The organism is Rhizobium sp. LEGMi-198b (assembly GCF_054114205.1).
Window position 1 is genome coordinate 220,748 of the sequence record NZ_JBSYVH010000009.1, and the last position, 25,901, is coordinate 246,648.

At 59.5% G+C, this 25,901-nt stretch carries 29 protein-coding genes; 15 read left to right on the forward strand and 14 right to left on the reverse strand.

The features are described from left to right. Positions 1-70 precede the first annotated feature (70 nt). A complete protein-coding gene (locus ACXHXG_RS28655) occupies positions 71-1,249 on the forward strand; it encodes an AI-2E family transporter (RefSeq protein ID WP_104823141.1) in 1,179 nt (392 codons plus the stop codon). A gap of 63 nt (positions 1,250-1,312) precedes the next feature. Here the strand turns inward: ACXHXG_RS28655 and ACXHXG_RS28660 are convergent, their stop codons facing one another. From ACXHXG_RS28660 to ACXHXG_RS28675, 4 genes are all read right to left on the reverse strand, one after another. Continuing rightward, positions 1,313-1,777 carry a GNAT family N-acetyltransferase gene (locus ACXHXG_RS28660; RefSeq protein WP_199773551.1) on the reverse strand — a complete coding sequence of 155 codons (465 nt, stop codon included), beginning with the start codon at positions 1,775-1,777 and terminating at the stop codon, positions 1,313-1,315. Between the two features lie 34 nt (positions 1,778-1,811). Next, positions 1,812-2,951 (reverse strand): DUF2336 domain-containing protein, encoded by a 1,140-nt coding sequence (locus ACXHXG_RS28665; protein ID WP_457901486.1) that lies wholly within the window; start codon positions 2,949-2,951, stop codon positions 1,812-1,814. A 130-nt stretch (positions 2,952-3,081) separates the two neighbouring features. Next, positions 3,082-3,687, reverse strand: coding sequence for a flavin reductase family protein (locus ACXHXG_RS28670; RefSeq protein ID WP_457901487.1), 606 nt, complete (start codon positions 3,685-3,687; stop codon positions 3,082-3,084). After that, entirely contained in the window at positions 3,687-4,274 is a 588-nt protein-coding gene (locus tag ACXHXG_RS28675; protein ID WP_104823144.1) for a nitroreductase family protein, read from the reverse strand. The genes ACXHXG_RS28670 and ACXHXG_RS28675 overlap by 1 nt, the downstream gene beginning before the upstream one ends. A gap of 110 nt (positions 4,275-4,384) precedes the next feature. Between ACXHXG_RS28675 and ACXHXG_RS28680 the strand changes: the two genes are divergently transcribed. Beyond that, a complete protein-coding gene (locus ACXHXG_RS28680; protein WP_457901488.1) occupies positions 4,385-5,515 on the forward strand; it encodes a hypothetical protein in 1,131 nt (376 codons plus the stop codon). Between the two features lie 35 nt (positions 5,516-5,550). On the opposite strand, the gene ACXHXG_RS28685 is transcribed toward ACXHXG_RS28680, so the two are convergent. The 5 genes from ACXHXG_RS28685 to ACXHXG_RS28705 form a co-directional block, all read right to left on the reverse strand. After that, positions 5,551-6,390 carry a lysophospholipid acyltransferase family protein gene (locus ACXHXG_RS28685; RefSeq protein ID WP_104823146.1) on the reverse strand — a complete coding sequence of 280 codons (840 nt, stop codon included), beginning with the start codon at positions 6,388-6,390 and terminating at the stop codon, positions 5,551-5,553. Between the two features lie 145 nt (positions 6,391-6,535). Then, positions 6,536-8,524 carry a threonine--tRNA ligase gene (thrS, locus tag ACXHXG_RS28690; RefSeq protein WP_457901489.1) on the reverse strand — a complete coding sequence of 663 codons (1,989 nt, stop codon included), beginning with the start codon at positions 8,522-8,524 and terminating at the stop codon, positions 6,536-6,538. 126 nt (positions 8,525-8,650) lie between these two features. Then, positions 8,651-9,178, reverse strand: coding sequence for a DUF1697 domain-containing protein (locus ACXHXG_RS28695; RefSeq protein WP_457901490.1), 528 nt, complete (start codon positions 9,176-9,178; stop codon positions 8,651-8,653). Further along, positions 9,175-9,612 carry a membrane protein insertion efficiency factor YidD gene (gene yidD, locus ACXHXG_RS28700; RefSeq protein WP_457901491.1) on the reverse strand — a complete coding sequence of 146 codons (438 nt, stop codon included), beginning with the start codon at positions 9,610-9,612 and terminating at the stop codon, positions 9,175-9,177. Before yidD ends, ACXHXG_RS28695 begins: the two co-directional genes overlap by 4 nt. A gap of 15 nt (positions 9,613-9,627) precedes the next feature. Then, positions 9,628-10,089 (reverse strand): iron-sulfur cluster assembly scaffold protein, encoded by a 462-nt coding sequence (locus tag ACXHXG_RS28705; protein WP_260303872.1) that lies wholly within the window; start codon positions 10,087-10,089, stop codon positions 9,628-9,630. Positions 10,090-10,382: 293 nt separating this feature from the next. On the opposite strand from ACXHXG_RS28705, the gene folE reads away from it, so the two are divergent. The 3 genes from folE (at position 10,383) to ACXHXG_RS28720 (ending at position 12,550) form a co-directional block, all read left to right on the forward strand. Beyond that, positions 10,383-11,006 (forward strand): GTP cyclohydrolase I FolE, encoded by a 624-nt coding sequence (gene folE, locus ACXHXG_RS28710; protein WP_104823151.1) that lies wholly within the window; start codon positions 10,383-10,385, stop codon positions 11,004-11,006. Between the two features lie 25 nt (positions 11,007-11,031). After that, entirely contained in the window at positions 11,032-11,481 is a 450-nt protein-coding gene (gene hisI, locus ACXHXG_RS28715) for a phosphoribosyl-AMP cyclohydrolase (protein WP_260303873.1), read from the forward strand. A 103-nt stretch (positions 11,482-11,584) separates the two neighbouring features. Then, positions 11,585-12,550 carry a patatin-like phospholipase family protein gene (locus ACXHXG_RS28720; protein WP_104823153.1) on the forward strand — a complete coding sequence of 322 codons (966 nt, stop codon included), beginning with the start codon at positions 11,585-11,587 and terminating at the stop codon, positions 12,548-12,550. A gap of 172 nt (positions 12,551-12,722) precedes the next feature. On the opposite strand, the gene ACXHXG_RS28725 is transcribed toward ACXHXG_RS28720, so the two are convergent. Both ACXHXG_RS28725 and ACXHXG_RS28730 read right to left on the reverse strand, forming a co-directional pair. Continuing rightward, positions 12,723-13,157: a CBS domain-containing protein gene (locus ACXHXG_RS28725; protein ID WP_104823154.1), complete on the reverse strand. Its 435-nt coding sequence runs from the start codon at positions 13,155-13,157 to the stop codon at positions 12,723-12,725. Positions 13,158-13,330: 173 nt separating this feature from the next. Next, complete coding sequence (locus ACXHXG_RS28730; RefSeq protein ID WP_457901492.1) at positions 13,331-14,092, reverse strand: rhomboid family intramembrane serine protease; 762 nt, start codon at positions 14,090-14,092, stop codon at positions 13,331-13,333. Between the two features lie 322 nt (positions 14,093-14,414). Here ACXHXG_RS28730 and ACXHXG_RS28735 point away from each other — a divergent pair, with 322 nt between their 5' ends. The 7 genes from ACXHXG_RS28735 (at position 14,415) to ACXHXG_RS28765 (ending at position 21,027) form a co-directional block, all read left to right on the forward strand. Next, positions 14,415-15,044 (forward strand): PAS domain-containing protein, encoded by a 630-nt coding sequence (locus tag ACXHXG_RS28735; RefSeq protein WP_283050469.1) that lies wholly within the window; start codon positions 14,415-14,417, stop codon positions 15,042-15,044. Positions 15,045-15,128: 84 nt separating this feature from the next. Next, the gene (locus ACXHXG_RS28740; RefSeq protein WP_283050471.1) at positions 15,129-15,758 is read left to right on the forward strand and encodes a PilZ domain-containing protein; all 630 of its coding nucleotides are present in this window, start codon (positions 15,129-15,131) and stop codon (positions 15,756-15,758) included. Between the two features lie 70 nt (positions 15,759-15,828). Continuing rightward, on the forward strand, positions 15,829-16,791 hold the full coding sequence (pip, locus tag ACXHXG_RS28745; RefSeq protein WP_457901493.1) for a prolyl aminopeptidase: 963 nt from the start codon (positions 15,829-15,831) through the stop codon (positions 16,789-16,791). A 402-nt stretch (positions 16,792-17,193) separates the two neighbouring features. After that, on the forward strand, positions 17,194-17,799 hold the full coding sequence (locus tag ACXHXG_RS28750; protein ID WP_104823159.1) for a transglutaminase-like cysteine peptidase: 606 nt from the start codon (positions 17,194-17,196) through the stop codon (positions 17,797-17,799). Between the two features lie 438 nt (positions 17,800-18,237). Next, the gene (locus ACXHXG_RS28755; protein ID WP_457901494.1) at positions 18,238-18,996 is read left to right on the forward strand and encodes a hypothetical protein; all 759 of its coding nucleotides are present in this window, start codon (positions 18,238-18,240) and stop codon (positions 18,994-18,996) included. Between the two features lie 129 nt (positions 18,997-19,125). Next, on the forward strand, positions 19,126-20,619 hold the full coding sequence (locus ACXHXG_RS28760) for a D-alanyl-D-alanine carboxypeptidase (RefSeq protein WP_457901495.1): 1,494 nt from the start codon (positions 19,126-19,128) through the stop codon (positions 20,617-20,619). Positions 20,620-20,751: 132 nt separating this feature from the next. After that, entirely contained in the window at positions 20,752-21,027 is a 276-nt protein-coding gene (locus ACXHXG_RS28765; protein WP_104823162.1) for a hypothetical protein, read from the forward strand. A 48-nt stretch (positions 21,028-21,075) separates the two neighbouring features. Here the strand turns inward: ACXHXG_RS28765 and ACXHXG_RS28770 are convergent, their stop codons facing one another. Together ACXHXG_RS28770 and ACXHXG_RS28775 are read right to left on the reverse strand one after the other, a co-directional pair. Further along, positions 21,076-21,513 carry a DUF1489 family protein gene (locus ACXHXG_RS28770; protein WP_457901496.1) on the reverse strand — a complete coding sequence of 146 codons (438 nt, stop codon included), beginning with the start codon at positions 21,511-21,513 and terminating at the stop codon, positions 21,076-21,078. A 59-nt stretch (positions 21,514-21,572) separates the two neighbouring features. Beyond that, entirely contained in the window at positions 21,573-22,979 is a 1,407-nt protein-coding gene (locus ACXHXG_RS28775; protein ID WP_104823164.1) for an L-serine ammonia-lyase, read from the reverse strand. Positions 22,980-23,178: 199 nt separating this feature from the next. Between ACXHXG_RS28775 and ACXHXG_RS28780 the strand changes: the two genes are divergently transcribed. The 3 genes from ACXHXG_RS28780 (at position 23,179) to ACXHXG_RS28790 (ending at position 25,414) form a co-directional block, all read left to right on the forward strand. Then, entirely contained in the window at positions 23,179-23,871 is a 693-nt protein-coding gene (locus ACXHXG_RS28780) for a DUF599 domain-containing protein (protein ID WP_104823165.1), read from the forward strand. A 67-nt stretch (positions 23,872-23,938) separates the two neighbouring features. Then, positions 23,939-24,928, forward strand: a complete 990-nt coding sequence (locus ACXHXG_RS28785; RefSeq protein ID WP_104823166.1) for an acetyltransferase domain-containing protein — start codon at positions 23,939-23,941, stop codon at positions 24,926-24,928. A 12-nt stretch (positions 24,929-24,940) separates the two neighbouring features. Then, the gene (locus ACXHXG_RS28790; protein WP_104823167.1) at positions 24,941-25,414 is read left to right on the forward strand and encodes a methyltransferase family protein; all 474 of its coding nucleotides are present in this window, start codon (positions 24,941-24,943) and stop codon (positions 25,412-25,414) included. A 26-nt stretch (positions 25,415-25,440) separates the two neighbouring features. Here the strand turns inward: ACXHXG_RS28790 and ACXHXG_RS28795 are convergent, their stop codons facing one another. Beyond that, complete coding sequence (locus tag ACXHXG_RS28795) at positions 25,441-25,890, reverse strand: hypothetical protein (RefSeq protein WP_104823168.1); 450 nt, start codon at positions 25,888-25,890, stop codon at positions 25,441-25,443. Positions 25,891-25,901 lie beyond the last annotated feature (11 nt).

Sequence of the window (25,901 nt, forward strand, 5' to 3'; positions counted from 1 at the left end):
GAGGCCCTTGAAACAGCCTAGATCATACCCCATAACCGGTTGATCTAATAAAAAGAGTGAAGCAAGTCCGGTGGGTGTATTCGAACGTCATAAGCCAAGGGAGCCGCGTTGGCTGGGGCCGAGCGCGCCCGCGCGCATGGCCCTTATTCCGTCGATTTCGGCGGCGCGTTGGCTGCTGATCCTGATTGCCGCTGCCGGCATCTATTTCTTCTACGGTTTTCTCGTTCCCGTGCTGGCCGCGGCGGTGATCGGTTTCGCCACCTGGCCGCTTTATAGTGACCTCGTGCGCCGCACCAACGGTAACACGACGCTTGCGGCAACCATCGCCATCGCCTTCATCGTGACCTTTCTGGTGCTGCCGATCGTGCTCTCGGCCATCTATATGGTCGGCGAGGTGCGCGAATGGTTTACCTGGGCAGTACATGTCAACCGCGATGGTGCGCCACCGCCGCAATGGATCCTGGCGCTGCCGATAATCGGCTCCTGGCTTGGCGATCAGTGGACGCAATATGTCGGCAGCCCCGGTTCCATCGGCGAATTGGCGCAGCTCGTCAGCGGCGCCCATATCGGCAATATCTATCGGGCAGTGCTTGCCGCCGGCGGCGGCGCCTTCCATGTCGTGTTGACTTTGCTGTTCATGCTGATCGCCCTGTTTTTCATCTATCGCGACGGAGCCAGCTTCGTCCGTCAGGTCGATCTTTTGGGCGAACGTATCCTGCCGAACCGTTGGGAGCGCATTTCTCGCGTTGTGCCGGCAACGATCAGCTCCACGGTCATGGGCATGACGTTGATCGCCATCGGCGAAGGCGTCGTGTTGGGCGTTGCCTATTGGATCGCGGGCGCGCCATCGGCAGTCACACTCGGCGTTCTGACGGGGGTCATGGCGCTCGTGCCTGGCGGCGCGCCGCTCTCCATGTCGCTCGTCTCCATCTATCTGCTCGCCAGCGGCTCACCTTGGGCGGGCGCTGGGCTATTCGTGTGGGGGACGGTCGAACTCTTCATCGTCGACAAGACGCTGCGGCCGAAGCTGGTCGGCGGACCGATCAAGCTGCCTTTCCTGCCGACCTTTTTCGGCCTTGTCGGCGGGGTCAAGACCATGGGCTTCCTCGGCCTGTTCATCGGGCCGGTGCTCATGGCCATCATCGTCGCCATCTGGCGCGAATGGATCCGCGAGGCGGAATTGACCGAGGAACAGCACGCTCAGGAGCCGGAACTGCAATTGCGTATCCGGGACGGTTCGGACGGCTGATTAGGGCGCCGCGCGTTCATTCGAGCGCGCAAAGGTCGCTCCAATCTCTTGAATCTGGGCGTCTTATCCCTGCGGGAAAGTCTTCTCCATGAACAGGCTGAGCGGATCAAGCCCGTAGCCGCCGAACGGTCCGATCTCCGTATAGCCGAACTTGCTGTAGAGGCTGATTGCCTCCGGCTGATATATGCCGGTTTCGAGCCGTAGCGCCGTCAGCGTCCTTTCCGTCGCTTTTTCTTCCAGTGCTTCCATCAGCATCTGTGCGACCTTGCGTCCCCTGGCAAGCGGATCGACAAACATACGCTTGATCTCCGCGGTGCCGTCCCCAGCCTCGACCAGCGCGCAGCAGCCGACCGCATTGCCATCGAGCCGCGCGACCCAGAAGGTCACTTCAGGCCTCTCCAGCGACTCCAGATCGAGCAAGTGGTTGCTCTCCGGCGGATAGAGCGACTGCGCATAGGCACTGGACATGTCGAGAAGACGGATAACGCCGTCTTGGCGCGGTGATTCAACGGCAATTGTTAGCGGCAAGATAGATTCCTAAAGCTGCAATAGCCGATGACTATCACGCTGCGGCAAGAGCTGCCAGAGCCGCGAATGTCCGCGCCGTCTGCCGGCGCTCCGCATTGGCAAGCTTCTCCACCATGTCCAGCAATTGCAATGCCGCGATGGGCGATTGTTCTGCAAGTCGGAACTTACGCATCAACCGCGCCGAAACATTTTCCAACATGGTGCCGCCATTGGTGCGCGATGCCTCACGCCAGATCAATGTCGCCTCGACAAAGACCAGGCTGATATCGCGCGACAGGCCGGCGGATTCATAAAGCGCGCGGACGGCATAAACGCGGCCGGTGGAAAGGATGGAGCGCACCCGCCGCTCGTCGCAGGCCGAAAGATTGGTGATCGCACCGGCGAAGAAGTCCACCTTGCCGGAGCAAAGCGCATGCATCAGGAAAGCCGGTGTTAACCAGCCGGACTGCCTGAGGTGCTCGACCAGATCGGGAATGTCCTCATGCTGCACTGTGCCGGCGATGGAAACCGTCGCCGCCTCACTGGCCTCCCGCGTAATGTGCTGAAGTCTGCCCGCGCCGATCGTGGCCTGAATGAGACTTGAGCCCGCCAGCGCCTCGCTGACATGCCGCATCAGAAGGTGACGGACGTCAGATGGCAGCGCGTCTCGATCCAGAAGCAGACCGCGTATGTCGGCGTGATCGCCAAGGCGCTCGGCGATCCGCTTCAACGAAGCGCGCGACAAGGAGGCGCCGTCGTTTTCCAATAGGCAAAGGATTTCGGTCTCACCGCCGATTTCGGCGAGCGCCGCGGAAACCGACCGCGATACCCGTCCGCGCGAGGCGATCAGGACGCGCGTCACATTGCTGCCGCGCAGCGCGAGATCGACAAGATCTGCATCGGTGAACACGGGGGAAAACAGAATGACCTGTCCCGCGATCTCGGGCTGATCTTCCGCCAGCGACAGGATGACGTTGCGCGGCGCATCCGGGGAACGGGCTACGGCCTCGGCCAGAGAGAGGCGCACGCGCGGTGACGGATCGTCGAGCATATAGGTCATCGCCATCTCGGCGGCGGCCCGCTCTTCTTGCGGCATCACCGACTGCAGATAGGCCCGCCCGAGTGCATTGGCAGCCCTCGCCCTACCCTCTGCCTTGGCGGTCTCGGCCCAGCGAAGAAATGCTTCTATGATCACGTAACGCCTCGATATCGGCGGGACGATTCTCGGCCCGCAAACTCACATCGGATACGTTAACGATGAAAGGTTTACGGGCCGTTTACCTTATTTATTAACCACTAATGCGAGGCCCGGCAGAGCACTGATGTCACGGCGCTTTTGGCCGCGGCAGTTCGAAGACATCGCTGCCCTCGCTATAGTCCATGTAGCCCATGCGTGCGACGGGCCGCGCCAGCGCCATGTCCAGCCGGCCGTCTCGAATGATCGCCTCATCGATATGGATGCCGACGACCTGGCCGAGGACCATGATATTTTCCGATGGCTCGCCGCTCAGTCCCTTGGGCTGCATGACCTCGGTCACCCTGCATTCGAGCACGGCAAAGGCTTCGGCGACATAGGGAGCGTCGACCAGCCTGCCGGGTTCGGCAGTCAGCCCGGCCAGGGAGAACTCGTTGATGCCGTAAGGCACGGCGATCGAGGAATGGTTCATCTTTTCGATGAGATTGCGGCTGACGAGGTTGGCGGTGAAAACGCCGGTTTCCTCGACATTGCGAACGCTGTCCTTCCGGCCCGCCGACGAGAACATCACCAGCTTTGGCCGGTCGCTGACTGCGTTGAAAAAGGAGTAAGGCGATAGATTGAGCGAACCGTCCCTGCCCTTGCTGCCGATCCAGCCGATGGGCCGCGGCGCAACGATGGCCTTGAAGGGATCATGGGCCAAGCCATGGCGATTGGTGTCCGTCGTGTAGAACATCACGCGTCTTCGCCGCCGACCCAGGTCACGGTCTCGGTCAATTCCGGGCGCGGGCGCTCGGTAGATGGGAAGGTGGAAGAACCGATATGGATAAAGCCGGCTACCTTTTCGCCCGGCTGGACGCCAAGCAGCGGATAGGCACGTTCGTCATAGGCGAACCATTCGGTCAGCCAGTTCGAAACCCAGCCATGGGCATTCGCCGCGATCAGCAGGTTAAGGCAAAGCGCGCCGGCCGACATCAACTGTTCCCATTCCGGGATCTTGAAATGCGGCCCCGCCTTGCTGACGACTGCAATAACGACCGGCGCGCGGGTGAACCGCGTACGCTCGACCTGGATCATCTCTTCGGACAAGTCCGGCTTAGCTTCGAGCGCGAGCTTCAATAGCTCTTCGCCGATCCGCGCGCGCTCTTCGCCGCGATAGACGATGAAGCGCCACGGGGCGAGTTTGCCGTGATCCGGCACGCGCGAGGCGAGCCGCAGAATATCTTCGATTTCGGCTTTATCCGGGCCGGGTTCCATCATCTGAAAAGCGGGAATGGATCGGCGCACCGCCAGATAATCGACCAGCTTGATATCGGTTTTCATGGAATGATTGCTTTCATTTTCATGCGCGGGAGGAAGTGGGTCTTGAATTTGCCACTGCATTGGTCTTGAAGTGGCGTGTGTTTTACCGGAAGTCAATCGGTTAGGAACTCATGTCAGGCATTTCATCCGCTCGCCGATTGGGTACGGCTTTCGCGATACTCGCGAGCCTGTGCACTGTTGCGTCGGCGCAGGATGCCTTCAAGGAGTTCAAGCAGCTCGACGGTAGCGTGAAGATGCCGAAGCTCAACGCCTTCATCGCGCCGGGCGGGGAAAATTCATCCGCTCAAACGCTGCGCGACGTCTCGCTCGAGGCGAAGCTCGGGCCCGACAGCGGCCCGCAATTGCAGGGCCTTTCCTGGTATGTCTTCAGCCCCTTTGCCGGTGCCGACGGCAAGCTGCCGCTGGTTGCGAGCTCGAAAGGCGGCTCGGCGTCCTTTCATCTCATGCCCGGCGATTATTTCGTCAACGTCTCCTTCGGCCGCGCCGGCGTCACCAAGAAGTTGACCGTGCCTGAAAGCGGCGTGCTGCAGAAGCAGATCATGGTCCTCGACGCCGGTGGCATGGTGCTGAACGCCGTCTCCGGCTCGGACGTGCGCATCCCGCCGGATGAGCTGAGTTTTTCGATCTATTCCAACGATGCGAAGGAAGACGGCGAGCGCGGTCTCGTCATGTCCGGTGTCAAGCCGAACACGCTGGTGGGCCTCAGCGCCGGCACCTATCACGTCGTCTCCGAATATGGTGCCGTCAACGCCGTCATCCGTGCCGACATCCAGGTGGAAACCGGCAAGGTGACCGAAGCGACGATTCAGCACAAGGCGGCGAAAATCACCTTCAAGCTGGTGTCGGACGCCGGCGGTGAGGCGATCGCTGATACGGCCTGGTCGATCCTGACTTCTTCCGGCGATATCGTCGGCGAAAGCCTCAGCGCCTTCCCCACCATGGTACTTGCGGAGGGCCAATATACGGCCATTGCCCGCAACAAGGACAAGATCTATCAGCGCGACTTTGCCGTCGCGGCCGGCAAGAATACCGATATTGAAGTGCTGATGAAGGAACAGCAGCCGCAGGACGCCAACGATCAGCAGCAGCCCGCGCAGCAGATTCCCATCCCGTCGGCACAGGTGCAGCAAAACCAAGCCCCGCAAACGAAGCCGGCCGCCTCTGGCCAGCAGCACCCGTTGCCGACCTACGAGCAATTGGCACCGTCGGCTGGCGGCGACGATGGCGAAAGCATGGACTGAGGCGAGACGGGCTTCGAATTTGCGTGCGCCGGTCTTTATACGGCCTTCTTCCGTAGCGCCCGCCTTGGAGGCGCCATGGAAAATACCGCACTGTAGAGCTTCGACAACAAATCCTTGCGGTCGTTGCCTTCGCTGAGTGCCTCCCAGCTCATCAGCCTGCCGACATGAGCAGTGATGGTGCTGCCGGAAAGACGGCGGAACTCGCGGATCAGCAGCGAGATGCGCAGGGTCATCGAGACGCGGCTGGCGAGATGAAAAAGCCGGCCGTTTTGACCTTCGAAATAGATGGGAATGACGCTGGCGCGCGCCGCCTGAATGAGCTTTGCCGGAAAGATTTTCCACGGCAAGTCCTCGGCGCGGCCAAAGCCCTTCTTGGCGGTTGCGACGCCGCCGGCGGGAAAGACGATGATTGTCGTTCCTTCCTTGAGCAGGCGAACGGCCTCGTGGCGCGTCTTCATGTTGATCGCCATCGCCTCCTTGGTTTCCTCGAAGGAAACCGGCAGCGAATAGTCGTTCATCTCAGGCACTTTCAACAGCTCATTGTTGATCAGCACCTTGAACGGGCGACCGAGCTGTTCGGCGAGCGCCAGGACGGCGATCCCGTCGCCGATACCGAAGGGATGATTGGCGACGATGACAATCGGCGCATCGGGAATGTCCTGCGGCGGCCATTCGCCCTTGGCAATCAAGCGCACGTCGATGAGATCGAGCATCTTGCCGAAGACACGTTCGCTTTTGCCGACGATATCGCTGCGCCAGATGTCGTAAAGCCGGGCATAGCGATCGCGCCCCGAAAGGCCCTCGATGGAGCGGATGAACCAGCGCTTGATGCGCGTATCCCGTTCATTGGCGTAGGATAATTCTTTGAAATCCAAATCCGCGACGGGCTGCCCCGCTCCTTGAATTCAATTGCGCCGAATGTCAGGAAAGGCGCGCAACAGTTTGATTCATCATATATATTAAAGTTTCATGTCAGTTGTCTGACGGCTCCTTGAAGGTGCCGTCAGACAACATCTGATATCAAGCGGCCTTGGCCCGCTTGGCTTCACGTTTGCGCAAGACATCCGGCGGCGTCGCTTCGAGCGCCAGCGAGGCAATGGCTTCGTCGAGCGACATTGCCGTCTGTGCCTGGCTGCCGAGGCGGCGGATGTTGACCGAGCGCTCCTCGGCTTCCTTCTTACCGCAGACGATGATCACTGGAACCTTCGTCACCGAATGCTCGCGGATCTTGTAGTTGATTTTCTCGTTGCGGAAATCGGTCTCGACATCGAGCCCGGCGTCGCGCAGCGCTTCAGCAACCTCGTTGCCATATTCGTCGGCTTCCGAAGTGATGGTCGCGACCACCACCTGCAGCGGCGAGACCCAAAGCGGCATATGGCCGGCGAAGTTCTCGATCAGAATACCGAGGAAGCGCTCCATTGAGCCGCAGATGGCGCGATGGATCATCACCGGCTGCGTCTTTTCGGAATGCTGGTCGATATAGAAGGCGCCAAAGCGTTCCGGCAGGTTGAAGTCGACCTGCGTCGTGCCGCACTGCCATTCACGGCCGATTGCGTCCTTCAGCGTATATTCGAACTTCGGCCCGTAGAAAGCGCCCTCGCCCGGCAGAATGCCGGTCTTGATGCGTCCTTCGGACTGCGCCTCGATGGTCTTCAGCACGTCCATCATCACGCTTTCGGCGCGGTCCCAGAGGTCGTCGGAACCGACACGCTTATCCGGGCGTGTCGAGAGCTTGACGACGATCTCCTTGAAGCCGAAGTCCTCATAGACCGACAGGATGAGATCGTTGATCTTCAGGCATTCGGCAGCCATCTGCTCGTCGGTGCAGAAGATATGCGCATCGTCCTGCGTGAAGCCGCGCACGCGCATCAGGCCATGCAGAGCACCCGATGGCTCGTAGCGATGCACCGCACCGAATTCTGCAAGTCGGATCGGCAGTTCGCGATAGGACTTCAGGCCATGCTTGAAGATCTGGATGTGGCCCGGGCAGTTCATCGGCTTCAGCGCGAAGACGCGGTCGTCGTCGGTCTCGTCGCCGGCGACGGTAACCTTGAACATGTTGTCGCGATACCAGCCCCAGTGACCCGAGGTTTCCCAAAGCGACTTGTCGAGCACCTGTGGCGCGTTGACTTCCTGATAGTCGCCCTGCAACCGCCGGCGCATATAGGACACCAGCGTCTGGAACATCCGCCAGCCCTTGCCGTGCCAGAAGACGACGCCGGGGCCCTCTTCCTGGAAATGGAACAGGTCCATTTCGCGGCCGAGACGACGATGATCGCGCTTCTCGGCTTCCGCAAGAATGTGCAGGTAGTTATCGAGATCCGCCTGTTCGGCGAAGGCCGTGCCGTAGATGCGGGTCAGCATCGGATTGTTGCTGTCGCCGCGCCAATAGGCGCCCGCCACCTTCATCAGCTTGAAGGCCGAGCCGATCTGCCCGGTGGAAGCCATATGAGGACCACGGCAAAGGTCGAACCAATCGCCCTGGTAATAGATCTTGAGATCCTGCCCTTCCGGAATGGCATCGACAAGTTCAACTTTGTAGCGCTCGCCCTTGGAGGCGAAGACTTCCTTTGCCTTTTCGCGCGACCAGATCTGCTTGGTGAACGGCGCATTGCGCTGGATAATCTCGCGCATCTTCTTCTCGATGACCGGCAGGTCGTCGGGCGTGAAGGGTTCGTTCTTGGCAAAGTCGTAGTAGAAGCCGTTTTCGATGACTGGGCCGATGGTGACCTGCGTGCCGGGCCACAGTTCCTGCACCGCTTCCGCCATGACGTGCGCCGCATCATGCCGGATCAGTTCCAGCGCGCGGTCGTCGTTGCGGGTGATGATCTCGATCTTGCCTTCGGTGATCGGATCGGAAAGGTCGCGCACGGTGCCGTCGATCGCAACGGCGACGGCCTTCTTGGCAAGCGACTTGGAAATGGATTCGGCGACATCCCGGCCGGTTGCGCCAGCATCGTAGCTGCGCACGGAACCGTCGGGAAATGTCAGGGAAACGGATTGGGACATCGAAATTCTCCTTGTCCAGTCCCGCCAACGAATGCGGGTGGTTTTGAAAGATGCGGTCAATCAATCTTGATTGAATGCGGTCGCCTGATAGCGATATTTAGCGATTTAGTAAAGGAAAAGCAGCCTTTACTTGCCGATCATCTTGGCCAATCCGCGCACGGTGTTCCAGTTGCGCAACGTGCCGACGCCGAGGCGTTTGGTGGTCAGCGCTGGCAGCAGACGCGTCTCGCTTGCCTTGCCGCCAAAGTCGATCCAGAGGTCGCCATCGACGATTGTGATGCGCTCGGTGCCACGATTCTTATCGAACCCAGCAAAAACAGAAGCATCGAGCGGCTTGCGCATGACGCGGACGATGACTTCGCTGCCCTCGCCATCCTTGAACGGATTGCCAGCGGCAAGTTTCTGCCATCCCTCGGCATCGCGGCCGATAATGTCGACGGATTTGCCGAAAGCCTTGGTAAATCCCGCCTCAAGACGCGCCTCGATTTCCGCCATCGGCTGTTCTTCCGCTTCGAAAACGAGGTTGCCGGTCGCAACAAGCGTTCTGGCGTTGGAAAAGCCAAGCTCCTCGGCCATTGCCTTGAGATCGCTCATGACCACCCTGCGTCCGGCACCGAGCACGATGCTGTGGAGCAATGCGACGTAAGTCTTCATGCCGCTCCGGTCGGTTTCCGGCCGATGGCGAAGTAGCGCCAAGGCGTCCACCAATGATAGCGGGTCCCCATCGTCTCCGGCACGGGATCGAGACCGCTGGTGCCTCCTGGTCCGCAGCGCGCCACTCGGAAGAGCGTCATCCAGCCGCCAGCCCATAGACCGTGACGGGCGACCGATTCATAGCCGTATTCCGAGCAGGTCGGGATATGACGGCAGGAATTGCCGATGAAACCGGAAAGGGTCAGTTGATAGAAGCGGATGAGACCCATGCCGAGGAGCCGGTCAGGCGTCTTGCGGAAGGGGCCGGGATAATTGCGGGAATGGCTTGGCTTACCGTTGTGGTGAGGAGGTATTTTGTCGCGCCTGAGCCCTTTGGAGCTCGCAGCCGCCCCTCCGTCATCCTCGTCATCTTGCATGGAGCAGAGATGGCACATCGCGTGCGGCCCCGATTAAACGGCTTCGGCCGTTATGGCCTCGTTGGAGCCGCGCGCCGCCTCGATCTGGCCGACCGCATCCACGACGGCATCGAAGGTCAGCATCGTCGAGGCATGCCGCGCCTTGTAATCCTTAACCGGCTTCAAATAGCGCATGTCCTCGAAGCGCCCTGTTGGCCCCTCGCCGTCCGCCTTCAGCATGGCGAGCATGTCTTCGCGTGCCTGGCGTACTTCGGAGGCGGTAGCGCCGACGACATGGCGCGCCATGATAGAGGAAGATGCCTGTCCGAGGGCGCAGGCCTTGACGTCGTGGGCAAAATCGGTCACGACGTCGCCGTCCATTTTGAGCCAGATCTTGACGCGGGAGCCGCAAAGTCTGGAATGGGCCTGAGCGCTTGCATCGGCGTCGGAAAGGCTGCCGATGCGTTCGATATTGCCGGCAAATTCCAAGATCTTGCTGTTGTAGATGTCGTCCATGATCGCTTTGCTCCGACGCGCCCCGTTTTGTGTTTCATAACAAAAAACACAGCGTGTCTCGTTAGGATACTTTCACAGGGACAATGCCATACTATATGTATGTCGTTCGAAGGCCATCAAATTGCAATGGTCTTCTGTAAGTTTGATGGGAAACCGTGCAGGACGGCAGGCTTGTCCGCCAGCCAGAACGCCCCGGAGCCCGCCAAAGGTGCATAGTTCTCCACGTTCCGGAGGATACCAGTGGCGAGTCCGACAAAATAAGATCCGCGGTGCGGATCAGGAGACCACAGGTAATGGACGCCATTGTAAAGAACTTTCCGCAAGCGCTTGAATCCAATCCGGTATCGGACCGCCCGTCGCAAAAGGAAGCCGAAGACGCTGTCCGCGTTCTGCTTCGCTGGGCAGGTGACGATCCGGAGCGCGAAGGCCTGCTCGATACGCCGACGCGCGTCGCCAAGGCTTACCGCGAACTCTTCTCCGGCTACGAGATGAACCCCGAGGACGTGCTCGGCCGCACCTTCGAGGAGGTTTCCGGCTACGATGACATGGTCCTCGTGCGCGACATTCCATTTTTCTCGCATTGCGAACATCACATGGTACCGATCATCGGCAAGGCGCATGTCGCTTATCTCCCGAATGGCCGCGTTCTTGGCCTGTCGAAGATCGCTCGTGTCGTTGAAATCTTCGGCCGCCGCCTGCAGACGCAGGAGGCCATGACCGCCCAGATCGCCAACGCCATCGATGACTCGCTGCGCCCGCGCGGCGTCGCCGTCATGCTCGAAGCCGAGCATATGTGCATGGCGATGCGTGGTGTGCAGAAGCAGGGCTCGTCGACGTTGACGACGACCTTCACCGGCGCCTTCAAGGCCGATCCGGCCGAGCAGGTCCGCTTCATGACCATGGTCCGGAGCCGCTGATAGGGCTTTCCACGAAAGAGCCGAGATGAACCTGGTATTCAACGAGCCTTCTGAAGATAAATCTGAGCTTGAGGATGCGGGCGATTTCACGCCCCGTTTCGATGATCGCGGCCTGATCACCGCGATCGTCACCGACGCCCATGACGGTGAACTGCTGATGGTCGCGCATATGAATGCCGAGGCTCTGGCACTGACCATTAAGACAAAAACGGCGCATTACTTCAGCCGTTCGCGTGGGAAAATCTGGAAAAAGGGTGAAACCTCCGGAAATCTGCAGACGGTGAAGGAGATGCGTACCGATTGTGATCAGGATGCTATCTGGCTGAAAGTTGAGGTCGCCGGTCACGATGCAACATGCCATACTGGACGACGTTCCTGCTTCTATCGCACGGTCGAGCTGGAGGATGGAAAGCCTGTGCTGAACGTCGTCGACGATCATCTGCATTTCGATCCCGGCGAGGTTTATGGGCACTAAGCACCGCCCGCCGGCTTGGTCAGCAACAGCCAAATATACGATTTGGAAACAAAAAAGGGACAGTATTTCAGCAAGAGGCAAGTATACGCCTCGGAGGAAAGCCATGTTGAACTGGGGGTTGATTCGTCAGAGCGCCGGGCAGGTTCCTGCCGGTTCAGGTCCGACCATCTCACAGGACACACCCCCTCCACCCGCTGTTCCCGCTCCCCCTAAGAAAGTAAAGATCGCGCTGGCACTCGGCGGTGGCGCCGCCCGGGGCTGGGCGCATATCGGCGTATTGCGTGCCCTCAATGAGGCAGGTATCGAGGTCGGCATGATCGCCGGCACCTCAATCGGCGCCCTGGTCGGCGGCTGCTACCTCGCCGGCAAGCTTGATGAGCTGGAGGGTTTTGCCCGCTCGCTGACCATGCGCCGCATCGCCAGCCTCCTCGATCTTACGATCGGCGGCAGCGGTCTTTTTGGCGGCATGCGGCTCACAAAGCGCATGCAGGAACACTTGGAAGGCTTCGCGATCGAGGATCTGGACCGTCCATTCGTTGCGGTCGCTTCGGAACTAAATACCGGCCACGAGGTCTGGATCACAAACGGTTCTCTGATCACGGCACTCCGGGCATCCTATGCCCTGCCCGGCATTTTCGAGCCGGTGCGCACCAATAGCCGCACGCTGGTCGACGGAGCGCTGGTCAATCCGGTGCCCGTTTCTGTCTGCCGTGCCTACGAGCAGCCGCTCGTGGTCGCCGTCAACCTGCACTACGATCTTTTCGGCCGTTCGGCCGTCGTCAAACATAATTCCGGTCCATTGAATGGCGAGCCGCAACGCCGGGATGAGGCGCCCTATACCAAGCTCGGCATGACCGGGGTGATGGTGCAGGCTTTCAACATCATCCAAGATCGGATTTCTCGCGCACGCCTCGCCGGCGATCCGCCGGACCTGGCGCTGCATCCGCGCCTCAGCGACATCGGTCTCTCAGAGTTTCATCGCGCCGGCGAAGCGATCGAGCGCGGCTATGAAGAGACCTCCATCCGGCTCGCCGAAATCAGGCGCATGCAGGAAGCCTTTGCCCGATAGGGCATGACTCATTCGGAAATGAAAGGATGCTGCCGATGCGGAGCCGATTTCGGCTCCGGCGAGCCGGATAGCTCCGCTAATGCCGCGCTATCCGGCCTTGCTTTGGGCTCAGCGCGTTCGTCGCGGCAATCGACCCACTGGGTCGATTGCTTCGGTGATGCCGAACCGCTCCTCACCCGGCGATGTAAGCCTTGATCTGTTCGGCCTCGAGCTCGATTTCGCGGATGCGCCATTTTACGACGTCGCCGATTGAGATGATGCCCGTGAGCTTGCCTTTGTCTTCGACCGGAACATGGCGGAAGCGGCGGTGTGTCATCAGTTCCATCAACTCGTCGGTGGTAGTGTCTTCCTTGCAGCGGTGCACCTTCGCCGTCATCAGTGAAGCAATCGGCTGGTTGAGGCAGTCTGGGCCGTGCTTGGCGACCGCGTTGACGACATCGCGTTCGGTGAAAATGCCGGAAATCTTGCCCGCCATCCCGACGACGACGATGGCGCCGATGCGGTGTTCACTCAGAATCTTGGCGGCTTCTGCAAGGGTCGTATTTCCCCCGGCGGTGGTGACATTGCGACCTTTGGCATCAAGTATGGCTTTAACGGAAACAGACATTCGATCCTCCCATCTCGAAAGCAAAGTGAACAAATGAGCCTCGGATTTGTTCCGAATCGCCTCCGGACCTGGACCGATGCTGCCTTCATCGATCCGCGTCGGTCTCCTCCCTTCGCGGCCGATAAGTGTCAATGGTGCGCTAGTGGGGCCAAGAAAGCAACAGGTTCATCCGCCTATGGAGCCGAGTTTTCGAGTTCGATACGGGGTTCCCGGTCGAACAGGGAAAACAGTAGGAAGCCGAAAAGGAAGCCGCCGATATGCGCATCCCAGGCCACCGGCTGCGTGCTGTCGCCTACGATCGTGATGCCGAAAGCGACGAGCGCATTGCCGGCGATCCACATCACGATATAGGCGACGACCGTGCGGCTGCGCAGCGAGGCCAGGATCGACAGCCGCGGATTGAGATGCGCCTGCCGAATGCCGACACGACGGCCATCCATGGCGGGAAAGGCAAAGCGGCAGGCCGCTCCCATCAGCCCTGAAACGACGCCCGATGCGCCGATCAGCAAGCTTTGGTCGCCCCAATAGAGGGCGGCATGCAGGAATGCCGACGCAGCCGCCGAAAGAACCCAGAAGATCACGTAGCGCGCAACGCCGATCCGGCGCGCGACGGGAGCGGCAAAAACCATGAGCCACAGCCCGTTGAAGACGATATGCTCGATGCTGCCATGCAGGAGCGAATAGGTAACCGGCGTCCACAGCCATTCCAGCCCCTGTTGCGACAGCGGAAAGGCGTAACGCGCGGGAATGAAGCTGAAGGTGAAATACAGCCAATTCAGCGTGTCGTCCGACCACCAGGGCAGGTTTTGAATAGCGAAGACGACGATGAGCAGGCCGAGGCTTGCGAGGATGACGGGCGGCAGGTTGAAGGCAGGAACCCGCTTCGGCGGCCGATTTTCCTCGGGCTCGTGGCGCGGCGGCTCTGCATCATCCATGATTTGCTCTGATATCTTGAGAAGGGACTCGAGACATACAGCAGCGAATATCAAAAAAAAAGCCGCCCAACCCCGTTGGACGGCTTGTTCGGGCGCTCCTCGCTGGGATGTGCCGCAATGGTTATGTCCCACGCCCGAGAATAGTTTGTGCTGAAGGTCACCCTCGTGAAGTGATGGTCTATTCTTCCCACTCATGGCCCCGCAAGGCAAATGAAACCCTCTGTTAACCTTAATGGCTCGGCCGTGGCACGAAATAAGCAAGGCATGACGTAAGGGCAATGAATGCCCCGGCATCTGAATTGAAATGGGACACAGGCGCGTCATGCGGCAGAAAACCAGCACAGAGATATTTACCTATTGGGAGCAGCTTCGCGGCAACGCGGATGCTCCCCTGCGCAATTTGATACAGCCCTCGGCAGTCCGCCATATTCTGCCCCAGCTCTTCATTCTGGAGTCGATGCCCGACGAGGCGCCGCGTTTTCGGCTGGCCGGAACGGCGATCTGCGGCTTCATGGGCCGCGAGCTTCGGGGCGAGAGCTTTGCCGCACTGTGGGCCGGAAGCCAGCCTGACGATCCCGTGCGCATCGCCGCCGGCGTGATGGCACATGTCGTTCCTGCCTTGATCAACGCGACCGGGTACAGCATCAGCGGCCGCAATATGGCCTTCGAAATGGTGCTGATGCCGGTGCGTTCGGCCGGCGATATCTGCGATCGGCTGCTTGGCTGCCTGACGCCGGTTGCCCATGCGTCATGGCTTGGTGGCGAACGTCTGGAGTTCCTGGCGCTCGATCGCAGCCGCCTGCTGTACGAGCGTCCCGCCCGGCGCGTCGAATTGTCGCCGCATCTCGATCCCGTCGATTTGACCTCTCATCACGCCCTAAATCCTAAGGCGGGTGGACGCGATGAAGGACCGGTTGATCCATCGCGATACAGATTCAACCGTCTTCTCTGAGCTATCCCTCAGAGAAGACAACCTTACCTTAAGAAGTTTCGGCTAGTGATTGCATGAGACATAATCGGTTGAAGAAGCCTTTTCATGCATTCATTCCAGTCAGCCCAGACGACGCGGCCAAATCAATTGGCGGGGAATGCGCCGCGCATGGATCAGCGGACCTTTCAGCGGGTTCCGATCAATATGCAGGGCCGCCTGATGCTGGCCAACTACGAAGAATTCGAATGCCTGGTCACGGATATGTCGCCCGGCGACATGTACGTCACCTGCCCTGGCCGCCCGCGCACCAATGAGCGTGTCGTCGCCTATATCGACCATCTCGGCCGGGTCGAGGGCCATGTTGTCGCCGTCGACGCCCGCGGCTTCAGCATGTCGATCAACGCCACCGACCGCAAGCGCGAGAAGCTCGCCGCTCAGCTCACTTGGCTGGCCAACAAGCATGAGCTCGGTCTGCCGGAAGATCGTCGTCACGACCGTCTGACACCGCGCAATACCCTCAGCGAACTGACGCTGGAAGACGGCACGCGCTATGTCTGCCGCATCATGGACCTGTCGCTTTCGGGTGCGGCCGTCGATGTCGAGGCACGCCCGCCGATCGGCACGCCGGTACGCCTCGGCAACATGCGCGGCCGTGTCGTACGCCACTTCATGGAAGGCGTCGCGATCGAATTTCTCTCGCTGCAATCTCGCGAGACCTTGCGCGAATTCCTCTAATTTTGTCATCGTGCTGTCACGCCGGCTGGTGAAATAGCGGCGTTTCACCCCTCTGCCTGTGTGACGGCCGATGAAGACGCTTTATCCTGAAATCGAGCCCTATGATCAGGGCATGCTTGACGTCGGCGATGCGCATCGCATTTGCTGGACGCAATCGGGCAATCCGAACGGTGTTCCAGTCGTCGTCCTGCATGGTGGTCCGGGTTCCGGCAGTTCCGCCAGTACTCGCCGCTTTTTCGATCCGGAACATTATCGCATCATTCAATTCGACCAACGCGGCTGCGGCGGAAGCTTGCCGCATGCGGCAGAGCCGCGGGCAGACCTTTCCGCCAACACCACATGGCACCTGGTTGGCGACATCGAGCAGCTTCGGCTCTTCCTCGGCATCGAGCGCTGGCTGGTCTACGGCAATTCCTGGGGCTGTACTCTGGCGCTGATCTACGCCGAGACGCATCCGCAACGCGTCGCAGCCCTCATTGTCGTTGGGGTCACCATGACGCGGCAATCTGAGATCGATTGGCTCTATAACGGGCTTGCCCGCTTCTTTCCTGAAGAATGGGCTCGCTTCCGTGCTGGCGTGCCGGAGAGCGAGCGCGACGGTGATCTGGTGGCCGCACATTATCACTTGCTCCTTAATCCGGATCCGTCCGTCCATGCCAAAGCCGCTAAGGACTGGCACGACTGGGAATCGGCTTCGATCCTCGTCGATACCCAAACGACTTTGCCCAGCCGCTGGTCCGATCCCCGATATCTCACTGCAAGAGCGCGCATCATCACGCATTACTTCCATTATCGCGGCTGGCTGGAAGAGAGCCAGATATTGCGGGACATCAACCGGCTCGAGGGTATCCCCTGCACGATGATCCAGGGCCGGCTCGATCTGGAGGCACCCGTCATTACCGCGTGGGAGCTGTCGCGGGCATGGCCTGCGGCAAGATTGGTCGTGGTTCCCAATTCCGCCCATTCGCCGGCGACGTCGGAGATAGCGGCAGCCATTGTCGAAGCGACGGACGAATTTCGCGTCATCGGCTGATGGCAACGAAAAAACTCAAAATTTTTTTGAGCACGCCTTTTCCCAAAATGGCACAGCCTGAGGGGATTTCCGACATTCGTGAGGTTCGGGCGATGTGCCGAGACGAAGCTACCGTCCTATTTCGGCGCTGCTGCCGGCAAACGGTGTTCCTCGCCGACATTTGTGGGCGAAAACAAAATTATTTAAAAACAAGCGGATACGCAGAATCTCCATACGGAACCCCAAGCGGAAAAACATTCGAATTTTAATCGAATTCCCCGAAAATTTGATTCAAGTTTTGCGCTCATTTTATGACAATTCTACGCGCATTTGAATCAACTAAGTCCTTAATTTGACTACGTAATTTTGCGTCGGATAAAAGCCTGCATGTCATTCTGGTCCCAATAAAACAGGGACACGGACATGGGCTTTCAATTCCTTCTTCGCGGTTATGCCGCAATGGCTCTTTTTACCTTTGGCTGTCTCGGCTTCGCCCATGCGACGCCGGCCAATATGACGATCACCGGCGATGCCGCGCCGCCGATCGGTCACTATGAGTTCTGCAAGGAAAATCCGAGGGAATGCGCCTATGCCGGCGGCGATGCCGGTCCCGCTATTCTTACCGAAGATCGTTGGAAGACCATCCTGAAGATCAACTACACGGTCAATACGACGATCAAGCCTATGACCGATATGGATCTCTATGGCGTCGAGGAAAAATGGGCGATCCCGACCACTGCCGGCGATTGCGAGGATTTCGCTCTGCTGAAGCGCAAGGAGCTGATCGACGCCGGCTTTTCGGCCTCCGACCTGCTGATGACGGTCGTGCTGCAGCCGAACGGTGAAGGCCATGCCGTGCTGACGGTGCGCACCGATCGCGGCGACTTCGTTCTCGACAATATGCGCAATAAGGTGAAGCTTTGGTCGGATACCGAATACACCTTCCTGAAACGTCAGTCCGCTGACGATCCGGCTCGCTGGGTCAAGATACAGGATGGCCGCGCCGTTGCAGTCGGCAGCTTGAAGTAGGTCGTGTTTCCGCCACGTGATCACCGGTGACCTAGCACCGGTGGTCTCAGTCAAGGCCCCGGTCTGTCCCCGCATTTCTGTCCCGACCGGCGCCTCTGAGCCGTTCCCGCTGTCCCGGGAACGGCTCTTTTCGTTTCCGGAGTGTGCCCAGGGCAATTGCAGGGAAAATGCGCAGAGGTTTACCCGGAATTGCAATGGGGCAAAAAGATAGATCGGCTGCCATGATTTCGTGAAGCGATCGACCGCTCCAGCCCGAAATCCGCCCGATTTTCGGAAAGGTATTTGTGCCGATAAATATGCAAGCCGACGCATTCTTAATGGCTCATTAACCAATATGGCGACAATCATTCCACAGCGAGACTCATCAAGGGTCTTGAGCCGCGGCGGACGCGTCATTGACGATGGTTTCCAAGGCGGGATGGAACCGAAGGCAAGAGCATGACCCCTCCTCTGTCATCCGCCTCCTCGATCGACGAACAGCCGCTGATATCGAGCGGCCTCGTTTATCGTCTCACGGCCGGCGTTGCCGTACTCGCCGCACTTACCGTTGCCATCACCATTGGTGGCCGTTGGCTCGGCGAAAAAATCTCACTGGCCGGCCACACTGCCGATATCAAGCCGATCACAGTGACGATCGGCGAGGATACGTTGCGTCTTGGCGCCAACACCATCCGTTTCCCGAGCGAACGCGTAAACGGCGTCGCGGAACGCGTCGATCTCTACCTCACCTGGCCGCAGATGCAGGGCTATAGCGATGCCGACCGCTTGCGCTTTGACGATATTTCCCAATCCTCCTCGCTGATTTTCCTACAGCTCAGCCAGAGCACGATGTCGCGCGACATGTCCGGCCGGCTGGAGCCGATCTATTCGCATCTGATGGAAGGCGACGCCTTCGCCGGTCCACATGGGCTGACGGCCCATCGTCTGCGCGCCGACGCCGGCTATAGTGGCGAAGTGCTTCTGACCGCGCCGCGCGCTGGCGAGCCGGATTATGTCGTGCGCTGCATCTTGCCCTCCTCGCCCGCTGAGGCGACCAGCGGCGATTGCCAGCGGGACATCAGGGTCGGCAAGGATCTCAGCGTGCTTTATCGGTTTTCCAGTCATCAGCTTGGCGACTGGCAGACGATGGATGCCGCTGTCCAGAATTTCGTGAAGACACGCCTTGTCGATGCGGCCGGCACGACGGAATCTCCGTAAGTGGTGACTAAAATGATGCGGAATCCTGAAACCAACTGTTCATCATAAACCGATTGGTAACGCTAAACCTCTACTCTTGAGAGCCAACGGGCGCTCATGGAGGCGGCGGCCGGATAATTGAGAACGTAAATGCAAGCAGAGAGTGAAGTAGTGTCCAGATCAATTTTTTCCGCATCCTCATCAAGCTCCGGCAAGTTTTTGGCGAAGGTGCTGTTCGGTTTTGCAATCACGACTGCGACGGTGACCGTTACCGTCGATGTGTCGAATGCAGCCGGAGGCTCGAAATACGCGGGCATCGTTATTGACGCGAACACGGGTAATGTTCTCTACAGCGAAAATGCGGATACGCTTCACTATCCCGCTTCGCTTACCAAGATGATGACCGTCTATCTGACCTTTGAGGCGCTTGAGGCCGGTCGGATCACACTCGATACTCCTGTCGTCTTTTCGAAAAATGCAGCCTCGCAGGCCCCGACCAAGCTTGGCATCGGTACCGGCCGCTCGGTGACCGTTCGCGAGGCGATTCTCGGTATCGTCACCAAGTCCGCCAACGATGCGGCGATGGCGCTCGGCGAAATGCTTGGCGGCTCGGAAGACAATTTCGCCCGCATGATGAACAACAAGGCCCGTGCGCTTGGAATGACGCGGACGACCTACCGCAATCCGAACGGCCTGCCGAACACCGCCCAGATGACGACGGCGCGCGATCAGGCCCGCCTGGGCGTCGCCCTGCGCGAGCACTTCCCGCAATATTACGGCTTCTTCTCTGAGACGAGCTTTCGCCTCGGCAACAGAGTGATCCCGGGTCACAACCATCTGCTCGGTTCGGTCCGTGGTGTTGACGGCATCAAGACGGGTTACACGCGTGCTGCCGGATACAATCTTGCCACTTCGGTGAAGGTCGACGGCCGCTCGATCGTCGGCGTCGTTCTCGGTGGCGCCTCGACGCCCGCCCGCGACAACCAGATGCGCAAGCTGATCGCCGCTTACCTGCCGCTGGCATCCACGAAGCATATCGACTCCAATGTCGTCGCCCAGACGAAGGTGGAAACGCCCAACGTCCAGGCTGCAAGCGCCCGCATGGCGGCTGCCGGCAGCGCGAAGATGAGCAAGGACGAGACCGCCGAGGCCGACGACGACCAGCAGCCCTCAAGCGCTGCGGCTTTTGCGGCGATCACGCCGAAGTCGAGCAATCCACTGCTCGCGACCAAGCAGAAACAACGCGCCGCATCCGATGAAGTGGCTTCCATCGAACCGACATCGGCGACTACGGATGAAAGCGATACGGATGAGGTCGACGCCGTCACGACGGCCTCGACCTCCAGATCCGACACCAAGGTCATCAAGCCCCAAAAGGTTGCCAAGGCGAGCAAGGATGAGGCGGGCCCGACCGGCTGGGTCGTCCAGATCGGCATTTCCTCCAGCAAGGATGGCGCCAACGATCTGCTCGATACCGCCAAGAGCAAGGGCGGCAAGGCATTGCGCTCGGCCAAGCCCTACGCGCTTGCCTTTGATGGCGGCTATCGCGCCCGTTTCGGCGGCTTCGAGGACCAGAATGCGGCTGTCAACGCCTGCAAGGCTCTCAAGAAGGCCGGCGTGAAGTGCTGGGCGAGCTTGGAATAAGGATGTGACACGGCTTTCCGTGCCGCATCGTTCAGAAATCTACCGGATTTTGCGTAGCGATATCCGGTTCTTCCGGCCTTGGATGATCATGAGGCCGGCCCTGAGTTTGTAATGTGTTACGGGGATGTGAAAATGGCAATGAACGAGAACTTTCCGGGTTTCTCGCTCGATGGCGGGGGAAAGATGAAATCGAAGGGCTTTGCTCTTCATCCGCTGCATGAGGCAGCCATGCGGTTGGCCGATCTCGGCCTCAGCCGTTCGCGTTCGCGCAGCAAGACGAAGGACCTGATCTCCGTCCTGCTCTGCCACGGGGCCCGCGCTTGGCGCTATTCTCAGCCGGAAGCTCACATCCACCTGCACATTACCGCGCCGAATGGCCAAGCTCCGGTATTGATGCGGCTGCGCTAATCAGGAAAAGTGTGTAGCGGTGCTGCGAATCCCGAGGCGGCCGCCGCCCTACAGCAATCCCAATTCGGAAAGCTCGCGGCGCAGATCGGCGGGCAACTCATTGACGCCGCTGCCGAGGCTGTCGAGATCGCGCGGCACATCTTCCTGCGGCAGGTAGCGCCAGCCCTGAAAGGCGCGACGCGGCTGGCTGGCGGTTTCGACTACGCTCGGATCGAGAATAAGCCGGCAGCGGTGGATTCCATCGACATCCGTGAACGTCTCGATACCGAGCAGCTTCTGCCGCGCCTGCACCTGCCCCTTGATCACCCAATAGAGCGAGCCGCCGTCCAGCAGCTCATCGACGCGCTTTGGCACCATGCGGGTCGTGTGGGTGGTGTGCGGCTCCAGACCGGCGGCAATGGCGCTCATCGCCCGCTCGGAGACCCATTCGCGCAGATCCTCAAGCGAGTCCGCGCCCACGCACAATTTGATGATATGCAAAGCCATGACGCCGTTGAAATCCTTTTGACCGGCAGCGTCAAGCTTTTAGAATCAAGCGTCCACACTCAGCATTCGACGACATTCACCGCGAGGCCGCCTGTTGAGGTTTCCTTGTATTTCTCGCTCATGTCGTAGCCGGTCTGGCGCATCGTCTCGATGCAGGCATCGAGGGGCACGAAATGCTGGCCGTCGCCTTTGATCGCGAGCGATGCAGCCGTCACTGCCTTGACGGCGCCGAGTGCGTTGCGCTCGATACAAGGCACCTGCACGAGGCCGGCAACGGGATCGCAGGTCATGCCGAGATGGTGTTCCAGCGCAATCTCCGCGGCATTTTCGATCTGCTCGGGCGTCGCGCCCATGACGGCGGCAAGCCCCGCGGCCGCCATCGCAGCCGCCGAGCCCACTTCGCCCTGACAGCCCACTTCAGCGCCGGAGATCGAGGCATTGTGCTTGATGATGCCGCCGACGGCAGCCGCGGTCAGCAGATAGTTGCGGATGCCATCCTGGTCCCAATCCTCATGGAAATGCTGGTAGTAGCGGATCGTTGCTGGAATGACCCCGGCCGCGCCGTTGGTCGGCGCGGTGACGACGCGGCCACCCGCGGCATTTTCCTCGTTGACGGCCATGGCGTAGACGCTCAGCCAATCATTGGCGAGCAGCGGATTGATGCGGTTGCTGCGCCATTCTTCCTGCAGCTTGTCATGGATGGCGCGCGCCCGGCGGCGCACCTTCAGGCCGCCCGGCATGATGCCCTCGACCTTCAAGCCGCGATCGATGCAGCTATTCATCGCCGCCCAGATGCGATCGAGCCCGGCGTCGAGCTCTTCGCTGCTCATGCGCGTCTCTTCATTGGCGCGCTTCATCTGCGCAATCGAGAGACCGGAGCGCTCGGCCATATCGAGCATCTGCTTGGCGGTGGCGAAGGGGAACGGAATTCGCTCGCCGGAAGAGGCCTTCTTCTTGTCGGCACGCATCTGCTCGAGCTCGGTATCGGTGACGACGAAGCCGCCGCCGACGGAATAGTAGATGCGCTTGACGAGCAGGCGATCGTCCTTGTCGAAGGCGGAAAAGCTCATGCCGTTGGCGTGGCCGGGCAGCGGCACCTTCTTGTCGAAGATCAGGTCGGTCTTCGGTTGGAATTGATAGGCCGGATGGCCCGGCGGCGTGATGTGCCCGGTGCGCTCCACCTCATCGATAACGGCATCCATCCGGTCGGGATCGACCGCATCGGGCCGCTCACCCATCAAACCGAGGATAACCGCCCTGCCCGTGCCATGCCCGATGCCAGTATGGGCGAGCGAGCCGTGCAGGCTGACCTTGATCGAAGCAACATGCACATTCGAGGACGGGCGTGGCCACTCGTTTGACAGCAGGAGATCCAGGAAACGATTGGCGGCCGACATCGGACCCATCGTGTGCGAACTGGAAGGCCCGACGCCGATTTTGAAAACATCGAAAACTGAAAGAAACATGGACCTTTGGTGCCTCCTCGGCAAATCGCGTAATGGCAAGGCTACGCCAACGGAACAGCCCTGCACGGCGATCAACCGACATCGGATTTCATGCCTGCGACATTATATGTAGGCACGATGCGGCGCAAACATAAGGCCATTGCGCCCGAATGGCCGTAGGTTACAGTCGGCGGCATATGGACTTGGAGAATCTGCCTTTATGACGACCGCCGACTATGTCGCCCTCGCCCTCTTCGTTTTTCTCTGGGTCGTGCTGAACTGGATCACCAGCAGCGCCCGCTTCTTCAATCGCACCAGCCTGACATTGGCCATGAACGAGCGCCGGCGCGAATGGATTTACAATTCGCTGCGCCGCGATTTGAAGATGATCGATACGCAGATTCTATCTGGCCTGCAGAACGGCACCGGTTTCTTCGCCTCTACCTCGATCTTCGCCATCGGTAGCTGCTTCGCCTTGCTCGGTGCCACTGACAAGGTCAACGCCTTCTTCTCCGACATGCCCTTCGTCTTCAATAGCGGCCGCACCGCCTTCGAGATCAAGGTGGCGGGACTTGCCTGCCTGTTCGGCTATGCCTTCTTCAAATTCGGCTGGGCCTATCGCCTGTTTAACTATTGCACCATCCTCTTCGGCTCCTTGCCGATGCTGGCGGATGCCGAGCTCGACCCTGTGCGGGCGGAGCGCGCCGCGGAGCGGGTGATCCGCATGAATGTCATCGCCGCGCGCAACTTCAATGCGGGTCTGAGAGCGATCTTCCTGTCGATCGGCTATCTCGGCTGGTTCCTCAGCCCCTATGTTTTCATCACGACGACGGTCTTCATCATTATCGTCCTGATCCGCCGGCAGTTTTTTTCCGATGCGCGTCTGGCCATCATGGATATCGATGTGCCATGACATCGCCACGTCGGCAGTCATCAAACCGGCGCCGATGATTTGAATTCATGCCTGGAAGGACCTGCCAATGGCTGTTATCGCCGAGAGCATCGATGCGCCGCAGAAAACGCCCCGCATCGGCATTCTGGACACGGCCCGCGGTGTCGCCCTTCTGGCGATGGCGAGCTATCATTGCACCTGGGATTTCGAGTTCTTCGGCTATCTCGCACCGGGCACGGCGGAGACTGGCTGGCTGAAAATCTACGCCCGCGTCATTGCCAGCACCTTCCTGTTTCTCGCCGGCTTCAGCCTCGTGCTGGCCAACACGCCCGAAATCCGCTGGCGCCCCTATTTCAAGCGCCTTGGCATGATCGTGGCCGCTGCTGCGGCGATTTCCATCGTCACCTTCATCGGCATGCGCGACGGCTGGATCTTCTTCGGCATCCTGCACTCTATCGCCGCCGCCAGCATCATCGGTCTGCTCTTCCTGCGCCTGCCGTCTTTCGCAACGCTGCTAATCGCTGCCCTGCTCCTCATCGGCATTGTCGTCGATAATGTCATCGCGCCGTTTTCGCTGCATTCCGCCGTCTTCGACGTGCCATGGCTCTATTGGCTCGGCTTGTCGGAGCACCTTCCGCGTTCGAATGATTACGTGCCGGTCTTCCCCTGGCTGACGCCATTCCTTTTCGGCCTCGGCATCGCGCAACTGACGACAACGCTCGGATGGCTCAGATCATTGGCAAAGCTCGGTCCCGGCCGCAATCTGATTGCCCGCGTCGGGCGCCACAGCCTGATTTTCTACCTCGTCCACCAGCCGGTGCTTATCGGTCTCGTCTATCTTCTTTCGCTGATCGCGCCCGCACCGGCGCCCGATCCTACGGTCACCTATATCAGGCAATGCCAAGCCTCCTGCGTACGCTCCGGCAGCGAAACCATGTGCCGCAGCTTCTGCCAGTGCACACTCGATAAATTGCAAGCGCAAAACCTGTTTTCACCCCTGGAATCCGGTGCAATCAAAGCAGATAGCGATGAGCGAATAAACCGAATCGCGTTACAGTGTTCGGAGCAAGCGCAATGACAGGGTTATTCTATGAATGCCTATCGTTCCAAGTCGCTGAGTTTTCCATGGCCGCCTTTAATTTATAGTCTTGCAGTTATAACGGCGCTTTATTTGAATCAGGACTATCCCGTGCGCATGTCGTACCTCGGGGCCTTGATCGCTTGGGGCATTGGCGCGCTTTTGACAGTTGTCGCGGTGACATTGAATGTCTGGGCGGTGAAGACGCTGTTCGAAAGCGGCACGACCGTGCTAACGCAACGCTGCACGGCGCATCTGGTGACCAAGGGACCGTTCCGCTTTAGCCGCAACCCGACCTATCTCGGATATACGCTGCTGACGGCAGGCCTCGGCCTGGTGATCGGCAATCTCTGGTTCGTCACCATGGCAGCCGTGGCGGCGGCGCTGACCACGCCACTGGTCATCCGTTGCGAGGAAATGCACCTGCTCTCTCGTTTCGGCTGTGAATTCGAGTTCTACTGCAAGCGTACGCGGCGCTGGATTTGAAAGCGGGAGGTGCCCGCAGTCGCTGCTTATCGGTATTCAGCGAGGAGTAAAATCCGACCGATCTTTGTTCTCGTACGTTGCACGAGATCCATCGCGACTGAATCATTTTCACCGGCATAAAGATCGAATTCACGAACTTTTTTCCCATCAGAAACCTCTTCCAGCCGGGTCGATGTTTTCCAAGTCCGAAAAGAGCAGCCGAGGTCGCCACACCGGACGCTGATGTCGCCCGCCAAATATCGATTCGAATCGATGGTAACGCTTAGCTGAACGTGAGTGTCCTGATTGTCGATAAGCTGGCAGCGAACATGAATTTGGCAATTGAGTTGGCCGTAGATCGCATCCTTGCCGTCAAGCAAAAGGGCGTAGGCAACCGGAATATCGGTATTGTTGTTATCGGCCGCTTGAGTCTTTCCGACATTGAACGGAACGAGCGCGATCCCTATCGCTAAGACGAAGCTAAACCTTGCCGCCATTTGCCACAACC